At 58.8% G+C, this 18,981-nt stretch carries 10 protein-coding genes; 4 read left to right on the top strand and 6 right to left on the bottom strand.

Annotated elements, in window-relative coordinates:
- Window positions 1-2 precede the first annotated feature (2 nt).
- Complete coding sequence (locus tag E5334_RS02235) at window positions 3-2,441, top strand: glycyl radical protein (RefSeq protein WP_136011966.1); 2,439 nt, start codon at window positions 3-5, stop codon at window positions 2,439-2,441.
- A 667-nt stretch (window positions 2,442-3,108) separates the two neighbouring features.
- Entirely contained in the window at window positions 3,109-4,110 is a 1,002-nt protein-coding gene (locus E5334_RS02225; RefSeq protein WP_136011964.1) for a PDDEXK family nuclease, read from the top strand.
- Between the two features lie 237 nt (window positions 4,111-4,347).
- On the opposite strand, the gene E5334_RS02220 is transcribed toward E5334_RS02225, so the two are convergent.
- The 3 genes from E5334_RS02220 to E5334_RS02210 form a co-directional block, all read right to left on the bottom strand.
- Complete coding sequence (locus E5334_RS02220; protein ID WP_167604264.1) at window positions 4,348-11,121, bottom strand: SpaA isopeptide-forming pilin-related protein; 6,774 nt, start codon at window positions 11,119-11,121, stop codon at window positions 4,348-4,350.
- 12 nt (window positions 11,122-11,133) lie between these two features.
- Complete coding sequence (locus E5334_RS02215) at window positions 11,134-13,266, bottom strand: hypothetical protein (RefSeq protein WP_136011962.1); 2,133 nt, start codon at window positions 13,264-13,266, stop codon at window positions 11,134-11,136.
- 455 nt (window positions 13,267-13,721) lie between these two features.
- Complete coding sequence (locus E5334_RS02210; protein ID WP_136011961.1) at window positions 13,722-14,516, bottom strand: sulfite exporter TauE/SafE family protein; 795 nt, start codon at window positions 14,514-14,516, stop codon at window positions 13,722-13,724.
- A 138-nt stretch (window positions 14,517-14,654) separates the two neighbouring features.
- Between E5334_RS02210 and E5334_RS08890 the strand changes: the two genes are divergently transcribed.
- Window positions 14,655-14,918, top strand: a complete 264-nt coding sequence (locus tag E5334_RS08890; protein ID WP_420812477.1) for a PfkB family carbohydrate kinase — start codon at window positions 14,655-14,657, stop codon at window positions 14,916-14,918.
- A 132-nt stretch (window positions 14,919-15,050) separates the two neighbouring features.
- Here E5334_RS08890 and E5334_RS02200 read toward each other — a convergent pair whose 3' ends face one another.
- Window positions 15,051-15,902, bottom strand: a complete 852-nt coding sequence (locus tag E5334_RS02200) for a DeoR/GlpR family DNA-binding transcription regulator (protein WP_136011960.1) — start codon at window positions 15,900-15,902, stop codon at window positions 15,051-15,053.
- 327 nt (window positions 15,903-16,229) lie between these two features.
- Here E5334_RS02200 and E5334_RS02195 point away from each other — a divergent pair, with 327 nt between their 5' ends.
- Window positions 16,230-17,081, top strand: coding sequence for a class II fructose-bisphosphate aldolase (locus tag E5334_RS02195; protein ID WP_136011959.1), 852 nt, complete (start codon window positions 16,230-16,232; stop codon window positions 17,079-17,081).
- A 160-nt stretch (window positions 17,082-17,241) separates the two neighbouring features.
- Here E5334_RS02195 and E5334_RS02190 read toward each other — a convergent pair whose 3' ends face one another.
- Window positions 17,242-18,123: a hypothetical protein gene (locus tag E5334_RS02190; RefSeq protein WP_136011958.1), complete on the bottom strand. Its 882-nt coding sequence runs from the start codon at window positions 18,121-18,123 to the stop codon at window positions 17,242-17,244.
- Window positions 18,113-18,778, bottom strand: coding sequence for a MerR family transcriptional regulator (locus E5334_RS02185; RefSeq protein WP_136011957.1), 666 nt, complete (start codon window positions 18,776-18,778; stop codon window positions 18,113-18,115). Before E5334_RS02185 ends, E5334_RS02190 begins: the two co-directional genes overlap by 11 nt.
- Window positions 18,779-18,981 lie beyond the last annotated feature (203 nt).

Genomic DNA, 18,981 nt, shown 5'->3' with positions numbered 1-18,981 from the left:
TCATGGCTTCTGCCGCATCCCAGCTTTTGGCACACTTTGGCTCGCTGACCCCTCGTATGGCGCAGTTTCGCGAGGAGGTTCTGGCCGAGCGCCCCTATGTGGACGGCGAGCGTGCCATCCTGTGCACCCAGGCTTACGAGGCCCACAAGGCGCAGCCGCCGGTGATGAAGCGCGCCTACATGCTGTCGCACATCCTGGACCATATGAGCATCTATATTGAGCCGCAAAGCCTTTTATGCGGCAACCAGGCCACCAAGAACTGCAACGCGCCGGTGTTCCCTGAGTACACCTTGGAATTCGTGCTCAACGAGCTGGACCTCTTCGAGAAGCGCGACGGCGACGTCTTCTACATCACCCAGGAAACCAAAGACCAAATCCGCTCCATCGCCCCCTTCTGGGAGGACAACAACCTGCGCGCCCGCGGCGAGGCCCTGCTGCCCGAGGAGGTCTCCGTCTTCATGGAGACCGGCCTCTTTGGCATGGAAGGCAAACTCGACGCCGGCGACGCCCACCTGGCCGTGAACCACCGCCGCGTGCTCTCCTGTGGCCTGCGCGCCTACGAGGAGCGCGCCCGCACCCTAAGCGCGCAGCTCGACCTCACCGACCCGGCCTCCATCGACAAGCGCGTCTTTTACAACGCCGTACTCGAGGTCATCGCCGCGGTGAGGCGTTTCTCGGCACGCTATGCCCAGCTGGCTCGCACCCAAGCCGCTTCCGAGAAGGACCCCCAACGGGCCGCCGAGCTTCTTGAGATGGCCCGCATCTGCGACAAAGTGCCCTACGAGCCGGCCGAGACCTTTGGCGAGGCGGTGCAGGCGGTGTGGTTCTTGCAGGTGGTGCTGCAGATCGAGTCCAACGGCCACTCGCTGTCCTACGGGCGCATGGACCAGTACCTGCTCCCCTACTATGAAGCCGATCTGGCAGCCGGCCGCATCACCCAGGATGAGGCGCTCGAGCTTCTCTGCAACCTGTGGATCAAATCTCTCACCGTCAACAAGATTCGCAGCCAGGCACACACGCTCTCCTCGGCAGGCTCGCCTATGTACCAAAACGTTACCATCGGCGGTCAGCGTCTGGTAGATGGCGAGCCGACAGATGCGGTGAACCCGCTGTCTTGGCTCATCCTGCGCTCGGTGGCCCAGACGCGCCTCACCCAGCCCAACCTCACCGTGCGCTATCACGCGGGCATCGATCCCGCCTTCCTGGACGAGTGCATCGAGGTCATGCGCCTGGGCTTTGGCATGCCGGCCATGAACAACGACGAAGTCATCATCCCCAGCTTCATCGATTGGGGTGTGGCTCGCGAGGATGCCTACGATTACTCCGCCATCGGCTGCGTGGAGACCGCCGTGCCCGGCAAGTGGGGCTACCGCTGCACCGGCATGAGCTATCTTAACTTCCCGCGCCTGCTCCTCTGCTGCATGAACGGCGGCGTGGACCTTACCTCCGGCCGCCGCTTCACCAAGGATTACGGTCGCTTCACCCAGATGAAAAGCTACGACGAGCTTTTGCGCGCCTGGGACAAGACCATCCGCGAGATGTGCCGCTACTCGGTGATTGTGGAGAACGCCATCGACCTGGCCAGCGAGCGCGACGTGCCCGACATCCTGTGCTCCGCCCTCACCGACGACTGCATTGGCCGCGGCAAGACCATCAAGGAAGGCGGCGCCGTCTACGACTTCATCAGCGGCCTGCAGGTGGGCATCGCCAACATGGCCGACTCTTTGGCCGCCATGAAGAAGCTGGTCTTTGAGGAGGGCCGCATCACGCCCCAGCAGCTCTGGGACGCCATTTTGGATGACTTCCAAAGCCCTGAGAACCAGCGCATCCAGGCGATGCTTGAGAATTGCGCCCCCAAGTACGGCAACGACGACGACTACGTAGACCAGCTGGTAGTCGAGGCCTACGACTCCTACATCGACGAGGTGGCCAAGTACCCCAGCACCCGCTACGGCCGAGGCCCCATCGGCGGCATCCGCTATGCCGGCACCAGCTCCATCAGCGCCAACGTGGGCCAGGGCATGGGCACAATGGCCACCCCCGACGGCCGCCACGCCCACGAGCCTTTGGCCGAAGGCTGCAGCCCAGCCCACAACCGCGACCTCCACGGCCCCACCGCGGTCTTCAAGTCCATCACCAAGCTGCCCACGCGCAAGATCACCGGCGGCGTGCTGCTCAACCAGAAGGTGAACCCCTCCACCCTGGAAAAGCCCGAGAACAAGCGCAAGCTCGAAGCCATGATCCAGGCCTACTTCAACGCGCTCCACGGCTACCATGTGCAGTTCAACGTGGTCTCCCGCGAGACCCTGCTGGACGCCCAAGCCCATCCCGAGAACCACCGCGACCTCATCGTGCGCGTCGCCGGCTACTCGGCCTTCTTCAACGTGCTCTCCCGCGCCACCCAAGACGACATCATCGCCCGCACCGAGCAGGCGCTCTAAGGGCGAGGACGCTGCGGTGCACTCGCGCGTTGCACTGCAGCGGGAGGCGGGGGTGCACGCCGTGCAGCGCCAGACCGAGCTGCGTGGAGCCACTGGAGGCTCTCTGTCTGCCGGAAAGTGCGGCTTTGGGGATGGCCCTTCTGCCGGAAAGTGCGGCTTTGGGGATCGCCCTTCTGGCGGAAAGTGCGGCTTTGGGGATCGCCCATCTGCCGGAAAGTGCGGCTTTGGCACGAAAACCGACTAAGGCATGGATTTCCAAGCCTTTGGCACGAAGGGCCGATAGGAGGTGGATTGTCGCGCTTTTGACATAGAACGCCAATAGGAGGTCTTTAAGCTGCCACAACTCGCGGATAGGAGGTAGATTGGGCTCAAATCTACCTCCTATCTTGGCTTTCTGCCAAAAATACCACCTCCTACGCGCGACTTGTGCCAACAGTCCACGCAGCTCCTACCACCAGTTCAATCTGAAGCAGATCCCTTCCCCAATAGTAAATCATATACTTATCTTTTTCTGACACTTTTCTGTCACAGCAATTGCTGCTTATGCATAATTTCTCATAGCGTTATAGGGCATTTATGTAGTCCCTTATTTAATGCGTCATCCCTCAAGTCCTCGTGATATCTTCCAGGAATGACGATAGTTCTGGCTGGTATAAGCGCGATCAACGTGTACCTCTCGCGCACTTCTCTCATCCCGGTACATTCGCAAAATGAGTGTGCCTTCATCCTCAACGAGTCCATAGGTTCCACTGCTGCAATTGCACAGCTAAAGACGCTGCCTTTCTATAATTCTGGAATTATTCCCTCAGCAGCTCTCGCCGGTGTTTCTCATGAACATCTATCTGTTGAGTTGCTTATTTCCTGCAAGGCTCACCGCCGAAAGCTTCCCCACCTCGTCAATCATCTCTGGCAAAGCCCACTCTTCCCCAAGGCGCTATACCGCGTCAACACCACCCAGACCACCGAGCCGCTCTATGTAGTCTCCCCGGAGCTCCACTTTTTACTTCGATGCCGAGAAACCCGCGCCCCCGCTCAAGCCCTTCTGCTCGCCCTGCAACTTTGCGGCACCTATGAGCTGCGCCCCGACATCCCAGAAGGCTTCGCAACTCGCCCCGTGCCGCTCACCTGCGCGCAGTCGCTGCAAAACGCCGTGCAATGGCTTCCCACAGGCGCCCGCGGCCAAAAGATCGCCCGCTACGCTGCATCCCTCGCACTCGACGGATCGGCCTCTCCACGCGAGTCCGGCTTTGCCGCATTCGCCATCACTTCCCGAAGGCACGGCGGCGCCGGCCTGCCAGCTCCCCGCCTCAATTATGAAAAGTCGCTTTCTCCGCTCGCCAAGGCGCATCTGCCCCAACGAACCTCCATTCGCTACGACTTTTATTGGCCCGAGAAACACCTGGCCTGCGAGTACGACTCCAGCTGGTGGCACTCTGACCCTCTCCGCGCCGGAGCCGACGACCAGCGCCGCCTGGCCGCCCGCGCCCTCAACGACGACCTCATCGGAGTCGCCCGCCAAACTCTCAGCACGCTGCCCACCGCCACGGCGCTCTTCGACCAGCTGGCCCACCTCCTGCAAGGCCGCGCACCCCGCCCGCTCTCAGCGCGCTCCCTCGCCTGCCGAGAAGAGCTCTTTCGCCTCTGCTTTGGCCACCACAGCTTCTGGTAGCCCACGGGTTCTGATAGGCCGCCCACACCTGCTGGCTCATCGTGCTGCCGAGAAGATCCTCCACTGCATCCAGCTACCATCTCGCAGACCGTACGCCACCCCTGCCGAGAAGCACCACCATCCCGCTCCGCAACTTGCCCTTTGCCGCGGCACAAAAAGCCGGCCCCGCTCCCAAAGGAGCGAGGCCGGTTCTCGTTGCAGGTGGTTGCCTCAGGCATTATTCCTGATGGCTGAGGATTACTCCTGATTGCGCTTGCGCTTCACCACTACCAGCACGGTGGCGCCCACAAAGACCACTGCCACCAGACCCAGGATGATGGGTGCGATGTTGGCGGTGTCGCCGGTCTTGGCGATGCGGGTGGTGCGGTCGTTGTCCTCATCGGTGCGGGTGATGCGGTTGATCTCTTCCACATCCAGCCTGCGGTCAAAGAGAACCACGGTGGTGTCGTTGAGCGAGGCGTTGCCGTCCTCGGTGCCAGAGGTCACCGAGAGCTTGCCGTAAGCGTCGATAACAAACTCCACGTCCCTGGCCACTGCGTAGCCGTCGGGAGCGGACACCTCATGAAGGATATAGGGGGTGTCCACATTGAGCTTGGCGGTGAGCACCTCACCGGAGGCCTTGGTGGTCCACTCCTCCACCACCGTGCCGGTAGCCTTCTCAATCACCTGAAGCTTGGCGCCCTCCACCCAGTTGTGGGTATTGGTCTCCTGCTTGTTGAAGGTGATGGTGGTGGCTTCGTCGTAGACACCGCCATCCTTGGCATAGGTGTAGAGAGCGTTGCCGTCGCCATCCACCTCGGGTTTGGTGTAGAGGGCATTATCCTGCCCAGCCTCAGCAGCATCAGTCTCAGCCTCGTCGCCCTCAGCGGTGACCATGATGCCGGGCTCTACGTCCTTGGTGTCGGAGTAGGCCATGGAGTAGCCGTTGGGCGACGCGGTGTCGGGTACCAGATAGAAGTAGGGGCTCCTGAACTCACTCACGGTGTGGCCGGCCGGAGCAGCGAACTCCTTGAAGTAGTAGAGCTGCCCTGCCTGCAGGTTCACGTCGTCAAACTGGATCCAACCGTCCTCGTCGGAGACGCCGGTGGCCAGCTTGATGTCATCCTGCGGGCCGTTGTTGACCATGAAGAGGCTGTAGGTGGCACCCTCCAGGCCGTTGTCGCGATCGAGCACGGAGGTCTTGCGCACCTTGAGGCTCATGCCACGGGCCTTGTTGGTCATGGTGGGGTGCCAGTCGGGGTCTGCCGACTCGGCGAAGCGCACGTTGGTGCCGTCTTTGTACTCGCCGTAGTACATGTCGGTGGCCTTGAGGCTGCCGCCCTCACGCTCCACCACCACGGTGAAGGTGATGATCTGGTCGCTGTAGATCACCGAGGGATCGCGATTGGCGTCCGGGTTCTCCACCACGCGGTAGCGATAGGTGCCGGGGGCGGTGAACTCGAGGCAGCAGGGGTCGTCCTCGGTGCCGGCCACAGGATTGGCGGCGTCGAAGTCCACCATACCGTAACGGTCGTTCTTTGCGGTGGAGATGACGGTGCCGGTGGTGTCGGTGTAATCCTTCACCTGGATGAGGTCAAAGGTGTACTCGCCCTCCTGCAGGGTACGACCCTCAAGGACCTTCCACATCTTGGGGTCTACCAGGCACTTCTGGTCTACCGCCTGATCACTGGCCGCAAAGGCGCGATAGGAGGCGAACTTTAGTGCACCGGAGGTGTTCACAAATTGCGGCACCACAGGGTCAGTAGCGCTAGGCACGCCATATTCATGGATGCCCGCGGTATCAAAGCTGTCGGCGTAGTACACCTTAGTACTCTTCACCTCGAGCCCGCGGCTATCGGAAGTCTGACCCACCTCGACGCGAATTACGTACACGGTGGGATCGGTGCCGCCGTCCTCAGAGAGCGCGTACCAATAGGTGCCCGACTTGGTGTAGGTGACAGGAGTGGCAAACTCCACTGCCTCCTCGCCCCTGTTGTTCACAGAGACAGAGCCGGTTACCTTCACCGCATTCTCGCCGGTGTCCTCAGAAGAGGCCTCACCTTGGTTGCGGAGAAGATCGGCCACCTTGGCAGTGCTCAGCTCGACACCGGTCAGATCTTTCAGGCTCTGAACCGTGAAGCTAAAGCTTCCGGTTGCCTCGCCAAAGTAGAGCTTGGAAGCCTGAGGGGTCCAGCTGCCGCGCAGCTGCCACTGGTTAGTCACCGTGTTGTTGGTGAGCGAAGGAATGGTCACGCTCACGTCCTGGCAGCTATAGGTCGTGGTGGTGAGGCTGGCATTGGCCATAGAGGGGCGCTCGATGGCGGGGGTAAGGGCCACGACGACCTGATGGGCCTCACCGTCGGTGAGCATATCCTTATCGGTAGAGGGAACCTCGCGAATGTAGAGGTTGTTGTAAGTCTGAGGGGTACCCACCTTGTCCTTGAGGTAGGACTTGAGCAGGATCTCATCGGTTACCGAGAAGATCACCTTGTCGCTCAAGTGAGGGGTGACGCCCTCGTACCGCTCGTTGCTGAAGGTGCCCAGGTTGCGGGAGCCGGTCTCGCCAGGGACGCCGTCCCAGAGCTCGAACTCGAATTTCTCCATGGGCAGAGGTGCACCCTCGGTGTTCTGGAACGCCTTGGTGATGTCGAACTCAAAGCCGGTGTAGGCGAATCCGGTGTTGTAGAAGGTCGGGGTGGGCAGCTCGCCGCCGTCGTTGACTACGGGAGTCAGGCCGGGCTCGCTCATGGACTTCGCGCTGTAGACGGCGCCCACCTGGGCAGACATGGACTTGCCGTCAGCTGCAAGCTTCACGTCCACGCGGATGACTGCCACGGAGGTGTCGGAGGCGATGGTGTCAGTGTCGCTGGTGGTCTCGCGCAGGGCGTACCAATAGGCACCCGGCTGCTCGTAGGTGATCTCGGGGAAGGTCACCTCAGCAGTGCCGTCCTGAGTGAACTGGGTAGAGGCATTGAGAAGCAGCTCATCCTTGCCGTTGTCGACGATCTTGCCGTCGGTGGCAATGAAGTCATCAGAGCTACGCAGGTAGTTCTCGACAGTGACCAAATTGAAGTCAACGCTCGCAGGATCGAGCTGCTTCAGGCCCTGGAGCTCGAACTTGAAGAGCGCAGTCTCGCCCTGAGCTAGGCCGGTGAGGTGCTTTTGAGCCTTGGGCACAAAGGAAGTGCTCACGTCGATGGTATTGGTAACGGTAGGGACGTCTTCGGAAGTCCACTCGTTGCCATCCCAGGTCTGCTTAGTGATCACAGGTTTATAGAAGGTCTTGTCGTTATTGGCTACGTTTTCGCTGTTTACTACACGCTCGGCTTCGGTCTTCACCGTGAGGACAACCTTGTGGGTCTTCTGGTCGAAGGAGATCTTGTCATTGTTGGGATCAACCTCGGTGACGGTGAACTCGTAGTCCTTGGCATCACCCAACGATTTGTCGATGTAGTTCTTGCCAGGGATCTCGAAGGTCACCAGGCCCTCTGCGTTGGCGGTAGACTCAGAAACCAGATCGCCCTTGGCGTCTTTGAGCTGGAAGGCGAACTTCTCGTCCTCGATCTTGAGATCGTTGTTCAGGCTGTTCTTGAAGAGCTTCTTGATATTGAAGCTCATGGACAGATAGGCATCGTCGGTGTTGTGGAAGACCATGGGGTCGTCCGTATTGGTGATCTCGGCGATATCAAGCTTTCCATCGACCGACGAGGTCATGCGGTAATAGGTAGCCGTAGGAACGATCTCGCGGTCCGCAGCAGTGAGCTCGACCTTCGCCACATAGACCGTGGGGTCATAGGAGATGGCAGAAGAGTTGTCCAGGAAGTTCTCGGTCACCTTGTACCAATAGGTCTTGCAGGCGTCGTAAGACTCCTTGGTATAAGTGATGTTGCCAAAGCTCACAGGAGCCAACGAACCAGCGAAGTCGCCGTTAGCAGCCTCGAGCTTGATGGCGCCAGTGCCGTCGTCCACCAGCTTGCCGGTGGAATCAGCCACGAGAGCATCGCCCTTGCGAACCTCGAAGGTCTTGTTCTCTACCGACGCCGCATCTAGTGCCTCAAAGGTGAACTTGAAGGCGCCAGACTTGTCGGTGGTGTTGCCGTTGTAGCGCTTCGTTGCCGAGAAGGGCACCTGTGCGTCCGCAACTTTGATCTTGTTGATGAAGGTGAACCCAGCGGCAGTCAGCTCTTTCCCGTCCACCATGGTTACCTTTGCAGTGGCGCCAATGACGGGTTTGGTGATGCCCATATCGCTCTTGGTGCCCTGGGTCACCTTAAGCTCTAGGCTGATGGAATGAGCCTCGGTGTCATAGGTAACACCTGGGACATTGCCCTGAACCTCGCGGAAGTAGAGGGTGGTGTAGATTAGAGCGCCAGGCTTCATGCCTTTAAGCTCGTTCTGGAGATAGGTCTGATTCTCTACCTTGAACTCCACCTGTCCAGAAGCATTGTTCTTAGCAGTGGCCAAAGGCTCGCCAGAGCACTCAGGGTTGTCAAAGAGCTCGAAGGTGAACTCGCCGTTATCAGGTCTAAACTGGCTATTTAGATCATTCTCCAGCATCTTGGTGATAGAGAAGTCGAAGCCCTCATAGAGATAGTTGGTATTGGTGAAAGCAGGCTTCTGGGTGTTGCTCACCTTTTTAAGCTCGCTATTGGCATCGGCAGCCTTGTAAGTTTCCACTACCTCTGCCTTTAGAGCCTTCTTGCCGTTCTTTTTGACATTGACCTTTACCAAATACACAGAGGAGTCGAAGGCGGTAACAGTCCTATCGCCGTCTGCCTTCTCTCGAATGCGATACCAGTGGTCGCCTTCGGCGGTATAGGTCATTTTCTTAAAGAGTTGCTCGACAGTCTGGTTTGTAGAGGCAGACTCATTCACAGAGAAAGACTGGCTGTCGCTTACACCATCGGATTTGATCTCTTGGTCCGCAATGGACTTGCCCTTCATTTCCTGAAGTTCAAAGGTGTAGGAGCCGGCAGGCAGACCAGAGACGGTCTTGGTGATTCCCAGCTGAGCTGCGCCCTTCACATTGAAGGTGTTGGAGAAGGGGGCGCTGCCGGGAGCCTTGCCGTCCACCTTCACGCTCTGAAGCACAGGCGTTTTTGTGGTCACTGGAAACGCCGCGGTGGGCGAGGTTTTTGACTGGATGCTGGAAATATTCACTGTAATGGTGTGAACCTTGGTGTCGTAGGCAATGGATGGATCGTTGCCTTTGACTTCGCGCGCATAGAAGGTCCAGGTTTGTGCGCCATCACCCTTGATCTGGCTGTCATAGGCGCCATGGGTGAGCGTGAAAGCGATTTTGCCGTTGGCGTCATTGGTGGCCTCTGCAACCTTGTTGGTGCAGCTCTTATCAGTGAAGAGCTCAAACCTATAGGCATTCGCCGCCATAGAGAGCTTGTCGCCCAAAGAGGTCACCAAGCTCTTTTGGAGCTCAATGTTGAACGCGCCGTACTCGACCTTGGGCACATAGTTGATCTTCAGGGTGCCATTACAGCCAATGCCGCCGCCGTGAGTCGCGCTGTAGTTGCCCGTCACAGTGACGTTCGTTGAAGGGGCTGCCCCTTTATAGGTGTTGGTGAGACCCACAGACTCGCTGGTCGCAGAGAAGGTCTCCCCTTTTTGGATTGTGACCGGCTCACCCTTCATATTGGAAGCGCTTGCACGGTAGCCGGTCCACACGGTATCCCCTGCTTGACCCATATCCGCACCCATGACCACACTGGCTCGCGTGCAGTAATAATCCATGGCCTTGTCTGCAGAGAATCTCGAAGCAGCATGGTCCCAGGCATAGACGTCGCCGGTAATGACGTTGTCCACCTCGAGGGAATAGAGCACGCTATTGGAAGGACGGCGCACCTTTTTGGCAGTGTTCCCATAGATCGCAGCACCTGTGTTGGCCTCGAGCAAGCCCACACCCATGCGTGCATGGGGGCAGCCGGCAATGCCGCCGCCCAAGCCATCGGCAGTATTGCCGTTGACCAAAACGCTGTCTACCCGCAATACGCCCTGGGACTCGATGAAGATGCCGCCGCCGCCCCAGGAGAAGGTGGTATTGCATTTATTGTTAGTAATGACACCCTTTTTGATTACAGCCTCAGAACCCTTGTTGTTGCCGTTTTTGGCGGCAGCAATATACAGGCCACCACCCTCGGAGTACTGGCAGGAGTTGTTGGTGACTGTTCCGTTCTCCATAGTGAAGCCGCAGAGGCCATCCACGAAGATGCCGCCACCGGCAGAATGCACGTTGTTGTTGGTGATGGTGCCACTCTTAAAAATGAAGGTGGCGTTGCCATAATCTTTATGGGTACGACGAACAAGCACGCCGCCGCCACACTTCAAATAACGCTGGTTACCGGATCCATCGTAGGTGGTATGCCTGAGCTCCGAACCTGAACCGTTGGTGAGCGTAGGCCCGTCAAGGGTGAGATGACTGACTTTGCTGCTGTCCTTAGTGCCCTCGACAATAATGACAGAGCCTTGCTTGTTGCCATTAATGGTGCCTTTGCCGTTTACGGTTACCTTGGCACCACCAGAGATTTCAATACGGCCATAGAAGGTGACGCCGTCCTTGACAGTAAGCGTATAGGTGCCTGCTTTGTCGTACTTGATGACCTTGAAGCCAGCAGCCGTATTAGAGCTCGAGATCTCCTGGCTCTTATTGTCCTGCAGCTGGGCAGGCGCCACGCGCGCAGGGCCAGCTGCCGCAGTATCGACAGCAGCAGCGGCGACCTCCGGGGCTTGCTCGAGCGCAAGCTCCTTCTCAGGAGCAGCATCCTCCTGAGAAGGGGCGTCCTGCTCGGCAGCAGGGGCATCGCTGTCAGCAGCGTCGTCAGCTGCAGGATCTGAGGTGGGGTTCTCGGCATCGACCTGCACCAGGTCCTCGTCGGAGATCACCACAGGAGCGGTGTCGATGTTCATGTCCTGCCCGGCATAAGCCAGGGGCGCCACCGGCGTGGAGGTGACTACCATCACAAAGGAGAGCGCGAAGGCGAGAATCCTTTTGAGCAGCATGTTCTTAGAAGTGTTGTTCATAGTCTCCATCCCCTAAGCGTTCTTGGTGCCGGAGGCATCGGCGTTCTTCTTGCGCTTGAAGAGGAAGAAGAACAGCAGGGCCAAAAGGGCAGCGAGACCAGCGATGGATCCCGCCATGACGACCGGGTTTTGGAAGCCGGCGGCCAGGGGGTTCGCATCGTCGTCGATGCGCTGCTCGGCGGTGGACTGACCCTCGGGGGAAGCCAGAGGGTTGCCGTCGTCGTTGATGATGGTGGTGGCGTCGCCGGGAGCTACGCCGGCGTCGGTGGCAGGCAAAGCTGCACCGGTAGCGGCAGCGGCGATAGGAGCTGCGGTGATACCGCCACCCGCAGTGCCAGCAGCTGCGGCACGAGGGGTCTCGATGATCTGAGTGCGCTGAATGGTCACGTTGGCATTGAGCTGGTCGTTCACGTTGCGGTAGTAGACCGTGTAGACGCGGGTGGGCGAATAGAAGGCATGGCGAATGCCGGACTCCTGGCCAGGCAGGCGCACATAGCGCTCGCCGTCCTCTGCCGAGAAGTTCTCATCTCCCACTACTGTGAGGAAGTCGGTCATCTCGGGATTCACCGGGTAGGTGTCGGTCTTGAGGATGGCACCGGTGGCAATGTCTTGATAGCGCACCTGGATGTCGTAGCCCGCGCCAGGCACGTAGTCCTCGGGCACGTAGTAGACGTAGACCATGAGGTCTTTGCCGGCGGTGAGGTCGTCCCACTTATAAGAGATAGCCTGAGTGTTGGAGGCGGCGGGCACATAGGTGGCGCCGTTGTGCTCGAAGGAAGCCGGCTCGTAGATGAAGTCTTGATCGGGAGTCACCAGGCCAGACTTGCGACCGATCTCGGTGGCGTTGGTGCCGTCGATCTCCACCACGGTGAAGGTGGCCTCTTTGGTGTCCTCGGAGGAGCTATAGAGGGCGTGGAGCACGCGATGACCGTTGGCGTCCTGGTCAAAGAGGGCCTCGGAGAGGTCGCCGGTGAGCACCAGGGGGTTGCCCCACTCGTGATCAACGCGAGCCGTGCTGTTGCCCTCAACGCCGGTGAAGCTGTAGAAGGCGACGCCCTCGGAGCGGCTGGCTGCACTGGAGAAGGAAAGCGGCAGCGAATACTGGTAGCCAGCGCCATGAATGTCGACGGAGTCGGTCCAGAGCACCTGGTTGGGGCCATTGCTATTCTCGGCCTCATAGCTGATGGTGAGCTGGTAGGCGTTGGCTTGAGCCATGTCTTCCACCGCCACCACGCGCACGGTGACGTTGGGCTGGGCTACGGTAAGACGTTTGGTGGAACCCAGCGAGGAGAGCGTGCGGAAATACTGGCCGTTGGAGAAGAAGGACTGGTCGATGGGAACATCCAAGCCCTCGCCCTCGATGCCGGCGAACGACTCGGTACGCACGATGTCGCCCTCGTCGGTCTTATAGGTGACGGTGCCGGTGACCGCATCGGCCGCAGTCTTCTCATAGGTGGCTACAAAGGCGTTGAGATTCTCGTCGAACGCATTGTCGACCTTCTTCTCGCCGACGCGCTGGAGCCCATAGGCGTTGCGGCCGCCATCGGCTTCTTTATAGATGGTGTTGCCTACGCCAAGATTCTTTGAGACGTCCCGCTCAGTCTTATTGGCAGTGCGGATGCCGAGAAGCACATAACCCTCATCCTCAACTTGACCCTCAGATGTGAGGTGTCCATAGACAGGGTAGACGGTACCCTCATAGAGGGGATTCCCGTTGCGCTGGGCGTCCCACACCGCGATTTGGTAGCGGGTCGTGGTAGTGGCGGAACCATAGAGCTCCTCGGGCGTGGCATCCTCCAGCGCCAGAGACAGAATGTGCGAGAGCGCCACACCATTCTCGGGGGCAGGACCGTTTGTGTGCGCCTGACCGAGATCGTACTTCTGGCGATAGGAAAGATAGGTCTGCTGACTGCCCTCATCCTTGATCACATCTATATAGAGCGGCTCGCCTTGGTGGTCTCCGATGCGGATGAGCTCCCACTCTGTGGCAGTGGTTTCCAAAGAATCGGTGCCTCGCACATTGGTCTGCATGGCGACTTCATCGGCCAGCGCCGAGAGCGGGAAGCCCAGGGTTCCCAAGATGCAGATCACGGCCATGAAGACCGCCAGCGTAGCCCGCGTGCTTCGCTGAATGAAAGTACGCATAGGTTCCTCCGTCTATCATCCACGGCTCTAGTCCGGCCGCAGAACTTCCTTCAGTAGGCTGCTTAGACGATCTATTAGAGTGCGAGATCCTCTAAATTCAGAGTTATTGCAGCTTATTTTATGATTAGGTTAATAAACGAATCGCGAGAAATCAATCTATTCTTGAAAATATGCCACGTAATATATATGCATCTGTTTTACTTATTACGCTATCTACCAGGTATTTTATATTTTTTATCGCGTATGATTATCTATTTCAATAGTTATGTATTAGGTGGCATATTTACTTATTATCATTCTATTTTGATATATATGTAACTTGGAGCATTTTGGTGTTTTATTTAGGGTCTTATTGATGCAGACGAAACTGAAGCACACGAAAACCTATCCCGTATACCGTTCATCTGTTTTTATATAGATGTACATAGATCCATTAATCAGCTCTATAGTTTACGTTATATCGCAGCAAATCCTATAAAATTCGCGATGGTTATGCCAATTATGACAACCAGAAGCCCAATAAACAGCCTGTCCACTATTTCGTTGGAAAGCTGCGCGTTAAGGGTGCGCCCACCAGCCGCACCGGCAATGCCAAAGCCCACCATGCCCAGGAAAAGCAGCGGGTCGATCCCCGAAAGATCCTGAGTGAAAAGCGACATCAGCGTGGCTGCGGTCTGGGAGTACAAGATGATGTAAAGGGAAGCCTGAGCAGCGTCCTTGCTGGTCATGGCAAAAAAGAACGTCATGGCGACGATATTGACCGGACCTCCGCCAATGCCCAAAAAGGCAGAGATCGCACCCAGTCCCACCCCAACCAGAGCTCCCGCCCACCAGCCGGACAGATGGCGCTCGCGCACTTCATCCTCATCTCGCCTAAGCGTATAGACGATGGTGAACAGACATACCGCAAACAGAGCCGCCGCCTGCGTGCACCCCACGATGCGCGGATAGGGAAAGGCCGTGCTCAATACCGAGAAAAGCTGCTTTCCCGCAAGACCACCTACCACAGCTCCTACCGCCACAGAAGTATCAACCTTAGCTTCAGCCCTAAGGTTTCCCTTGGCACGGGCTCGCAGCACCGAATAGAGAGCCATGGCAAGCACCGTGCACCCAGAAAGAAAGCTCACCTGGGCCACATCCATATGGCCAAAGAGGTCCAGTGCCGGCTTGATGATGACGCCGCCGCCTAGGCCGCAAATGGAGCCGACAAAACATGCCGCAAGGCAGATGGGCCAGATGATCCAATACATGGGGGGCTTTCCGTTAGGAGGGTCAAGGGTTTCTCGGCATTTTTACCCACACTGGCCTATGGCAAAAGCCAGGAGAGCGTCTCTTTGAGACGCTCTCCTGGCTGTGAAGAACTCGCAGGTTGTCGCAGTTAGCTAATCGTGGTAGCAGCCCTCGTCCCACTTCACCAGGAACTCGTCGAAGAAGTCGAGGGCTGCTTGGGCTTCAGCGTCGCCCTGCCAGACGACGTCGATCGAGGCGTCGCCTCGCACATCCAGGCAGTAAATCCTGTGGGTTCCGGAGATACCCTGGTGGGCGCCTTCGCCGTGGCACTGGAGCGCACCATGGATGACGCCTGCGCCCTCGCCTTTGCCATGGCCGCCGCCACTGCCAACTGCCTCCCCCCCCGCTACCGGCAACTTTGATCCTCAGGTGGCGCAGGAAGTGCGCAATCAGGTGAAAGTCCACAGGCTCGCCTAGAGGCGGGCGCCTGCCGGCCCAGCCCCGCGGCCCCGCAGGCCACCTTGCCGAGAAACCCTTCCCTTCCGCTTCCCTGACTAGCCCTGAGCCAGGATAAGCTGAGCTTCCGGTGCTTGCTCTTGAAGCTCTGTGGCCAGAAGGCCGCCAGGATCGTTGTCAGTCACTACCGCATCCACGTGAGCCAGAGTATCTACCAGCAGCAATCCCGGCGCGTTCACCTTGGTGGCATCCATGAGCACCACTGTGCGGGCGGCGCAGGAGAGCATGGCCCGCTTGATCTGAGCCATGGGGGCGAAGTTGGTCATAAGGCCGCGACCGGGCACATAGCTGGTAGGGCATACAAAGGAGATCTGGGGGTGCAAAAGCGCCAAGGCCTGCTCTGTCATGGGGCCGTAGGTGTAGCGGTGGCCTTTGCGCAGCTCGCCGCCCAGCAAGATGACATCCAGAGACGGCATGGAGCGGTCGATGAAATCCGCCACCGTAAAGTCGCAGGTCACCACCGTCACCTCGTTGCAGCCCCCCAGCGCGCGCACCAACTCCAGCGCCGTAGTGCCCGAGTCCACCAGCACGGAGTCGCCGTCTGACACCATGGCTGCCGCCGTGCGGCCAATGGCCTGCTTGGCCTCGACGTTCACGTTCACACGCTGGTCCTGGATAGACACCGTGAGCGCCCGCGAGAGCGACACCGCACCGCCATGGGTGCGCCGCAGGCGCCCCGCCGCCTCAAGCTCGTCCAAGTCCGAGCGCACCGTCACCCGCGACACTCCAAAGAGTTTCGCGAGGTCAGTCACCTGCACCGAAGCCTCGCGCCCCAATAGGTCCATGATGGCAGCGCGGCGTTCCTCGGCAAAAGAATGTCCCGACCCATGAGTGGAACCAGGTGTCGCGGGGCCGGGCAACGAAGTGTCATTGGGAGCAGGGGCGGTCATAAGAGCTTTCCTTTGCGAAGGTTCTGTGAACCCTTATCTTTCTTTATTTTGCATTTTAGCAAGGATTCGACTTTCTTTTAGCTTCCACAGCAAGATTTCGTCACAGCCGGAAGGAACCTTAGCTTTCATTGACGGCCACTGGCGTTTCGTTTGCTTGCTGAGAAACCCCTTCTTCGCCACCAGTGCGGCCACACAAATCGCGCTACATTGCCATCAGCAAGTAACGGCGCAGGTTTTTGGTGCGCAGGAGCACCCCGATCGCCTCCTCCCAGATTGGCGCCCCGTTCTCACCAAGGCCCAAAGCCGCAGACGCAGAAAGGAACTGCAATGCTTGTCACCACCAAAGAAATGCTGCTCGATGCTCAGAAGAACCATTACGCCGTTGGCGCCTTCAACGTGGAAGACCTGGAGTTTGTGATGGCCGTGCTGGCCGCCGCAGAAGAGCGTCGCTCTCCGGTGATCATGCAGACCACCCCCAGCACCGTGAAGTATGCCAACCTGGACTACTTCTACGGCATGGTGCACGCTGCGGCCAAGAATGCCAGCGTGCCAGTGGCGCTGCACCTCGATCACGGCGACGGCTTCGAGCGCTGCATGCAGGCCATGCACGCCGGCTACACCTCCGTCATGATCGACGGCAGCCACGAGTCCTTTGAGGACAACATCAAGATCACCGAGTCTGTGGCTCGCGTAGGCGCCGCCATGGGCATCCCCGTAGAAGCCGAGCTGGGCCGCGTGGGCGGCAAAGAGGACGACGGTCCCGACGCCGGCCACGGCAATCCCTTCACCGATCCCGCCGAGGCCGAGGAGTTCGTGCGCCGCACCGGCTGCACCTCCCTGGCAGTGGGCGTGGGCACCGCGCACGGCGTCTACCACGGCACTCCCCACATCGAGCAGGAAGTGCTCAAGGCCATCCGCGAACGCGTCGACGTGCCCCTGGTGCTCCATGGCACCTCCGGCGTACCCGACGACCAGGTCAAAGAGGCCATCGCCAACGGCGTGTGCAAGGTGAACTACGCTACCGAGCTTCGTCAGGAGTACATGAAGGGCTTCATGGCCTACATGGCCGCCAACCCCGAGGTCTTCGACCCCAAGAAGCCCGCCAAGGCCGGCATGGCCAACATCACCTCCATCGTGGCCAGCCACATGGACAACCTGGGCTCCACCGGTCGCGCCTAATTGTCGCAGGGAGCCTCCCAGTCCCGCATCATCTGTTTAAGGAACACCCAGCTGCACCTCCTCCCAGCAGCTGGGTGTTTTCTTGTGGCGATGGAGGGGTTTCTCGGCAAGGAACGCAGGAGCTCGGCTCAGCCCTCCCCTTCGACTGGATCCTCGCCCCCTACCCTTTGGCTTCCAGCTTGCGCACCGTCAGCGTCACCGTATCGATGGATTGCGAGCCGATAAGATCGTAGACCTCGCCGTTGGCAGCCGTCGTGGGCTCCATGGTGAACTGCGTATTGGGGGCCACGTCCTGAGACACCACCACATAGCTGGCGAGGGCCTCTTTGTCTGCAGGGTCGATGTAGGCGCCGTCGTCGCTCACTGTGGCCAGGTGGATGAAGCCGGGGCCATAGGCGTCGGTAAGGTTGCCCGCAGCGGAGTTGTAGCCGCATTCGGCCAGGTTGCGCCCTGTGTAGTCGCGAATATAGTTCGTATATCTATCGGGAGCCCCATCGATGGCAGTCATGTCCACCGGAGTTGGGTCGGGACTTCCCGTGGCCTTTACCGCCAACACTACCTGCTCGTGGCTTTGCCAGCGGGCGATGGTCTGAAGCTCGTTTCCTTCTTTGTCCTGCCTAAACTCGATGTCTACCTGGGTATTGGGCGCCAGGTTTTGGTCGAAGACCACATAGCCTTTGAGCTGCTCCTCGTCTTCTGGATCCACAAAGACGCCCGAGGGGTCCACGTAGACCAGGCGCAGATAGATCGCTCCCAGTTTTTCCATGCGAAAGGTGTTGGCCGCCGCATAGCCCAGAGCCGCAGCGTTTTGCCCTTTGTAGTTCTTGATGTAGACCACATGAGGATCAGAAGATACTTTAGGGGCTTCTTCCTGGGGCTTTGCCTCCGGAGCCCCACTTGTCTGCGACCCCTGGGCATCGCCACTTGTCAAAGTCTTCGCCCCGCATCCGCATAGGCCTGCGCTTATCGCCAGCACTCCTCCCAGAAAAGCGCGCCTGGTGAAGGCATGGACACCCTGGGCTTTTGCCATCTTACTTTTCATGTTCTCCTCCATTGCTTTGAATTTTTTCATGTTCTCCTCCATTGCTTTGAATTCTTAGGCTGGCTGCCTCTGCAGCGCTTCTCAGCATCTCTGCAGATCCAGGCCCCAGCCACACATCCATAGCCAATGCCACCCCCGAGCTATCGATGAGCCCTGGGGTATAGAGCAGCGTCTCTATAGAGGAAGCCGGGTTCTTCTCCGGCGGCGTAGAGAGGCTTGGATCCAGCGCACTGCGAATTCCCAGGTGCCGAGAGACCAGCTTTTCCAGCGAAGTCCCCTCGTCACCCTTTGCTGCAGCCAGCAGCGCCTCGGCCTGAAGCAGCTGCCCAGTCACTTCCTCTGCCTGCTCCTTGAGCCTCGACACCTGCACACCCAGTAAGTCTTCGATGCTTTTGCCGGCTTCCTTTTGCTCTTCGATCTCCGCTTTGACCTCTGGCAGGCTCAATCCCTGACGCCGATACTGCTTCACCACATAGAGCTGTGCGAGATCTTCTAGGTCGTAGCTACGACGACCCCAAGTTGTGTCTTGGGGACTCAAGATCGCCACTCCACCTTGGCCGCCATAGCAGGCTCGCTGGATGTCTCGGCGGCTAAGGCCGATAAGCGCCTCCACCTCCGAGATACTCCATCCGCCCACACGCCTGCTCTGCCACATAGATTCGCCTCCTGCATCCAAGCCAAGCTGTTCAATGTATGAACAGCAAGCCTCCAGAAGGCGATCCTTGTGGCCCCACAGATTTTTCTCATCCACTTTCGCTCCTCTCGTTCATGAGGGAGCGCCCTGCCCCCTCATTAGGAGCTGTGTAAAATCTGCGGGCTAAAAGCCCAGGTACATCTCGTGTTAGCAAGAATTACGAA

Origin of the sequence: Muricaecibacterium torontonense (assembly GCF_004793925.1) — a bacterium.
GTDB classification, from domain to species: Bacteria; Actinomycetota; Coriobacteriia; order Coriobacteriales; family Atopobiaceae; genus Leptogranulimonas; species Leptogranulimonas caecicola.
This window is presented reverse-complemented; position numbering and strand designations above follow the sequence as displayed.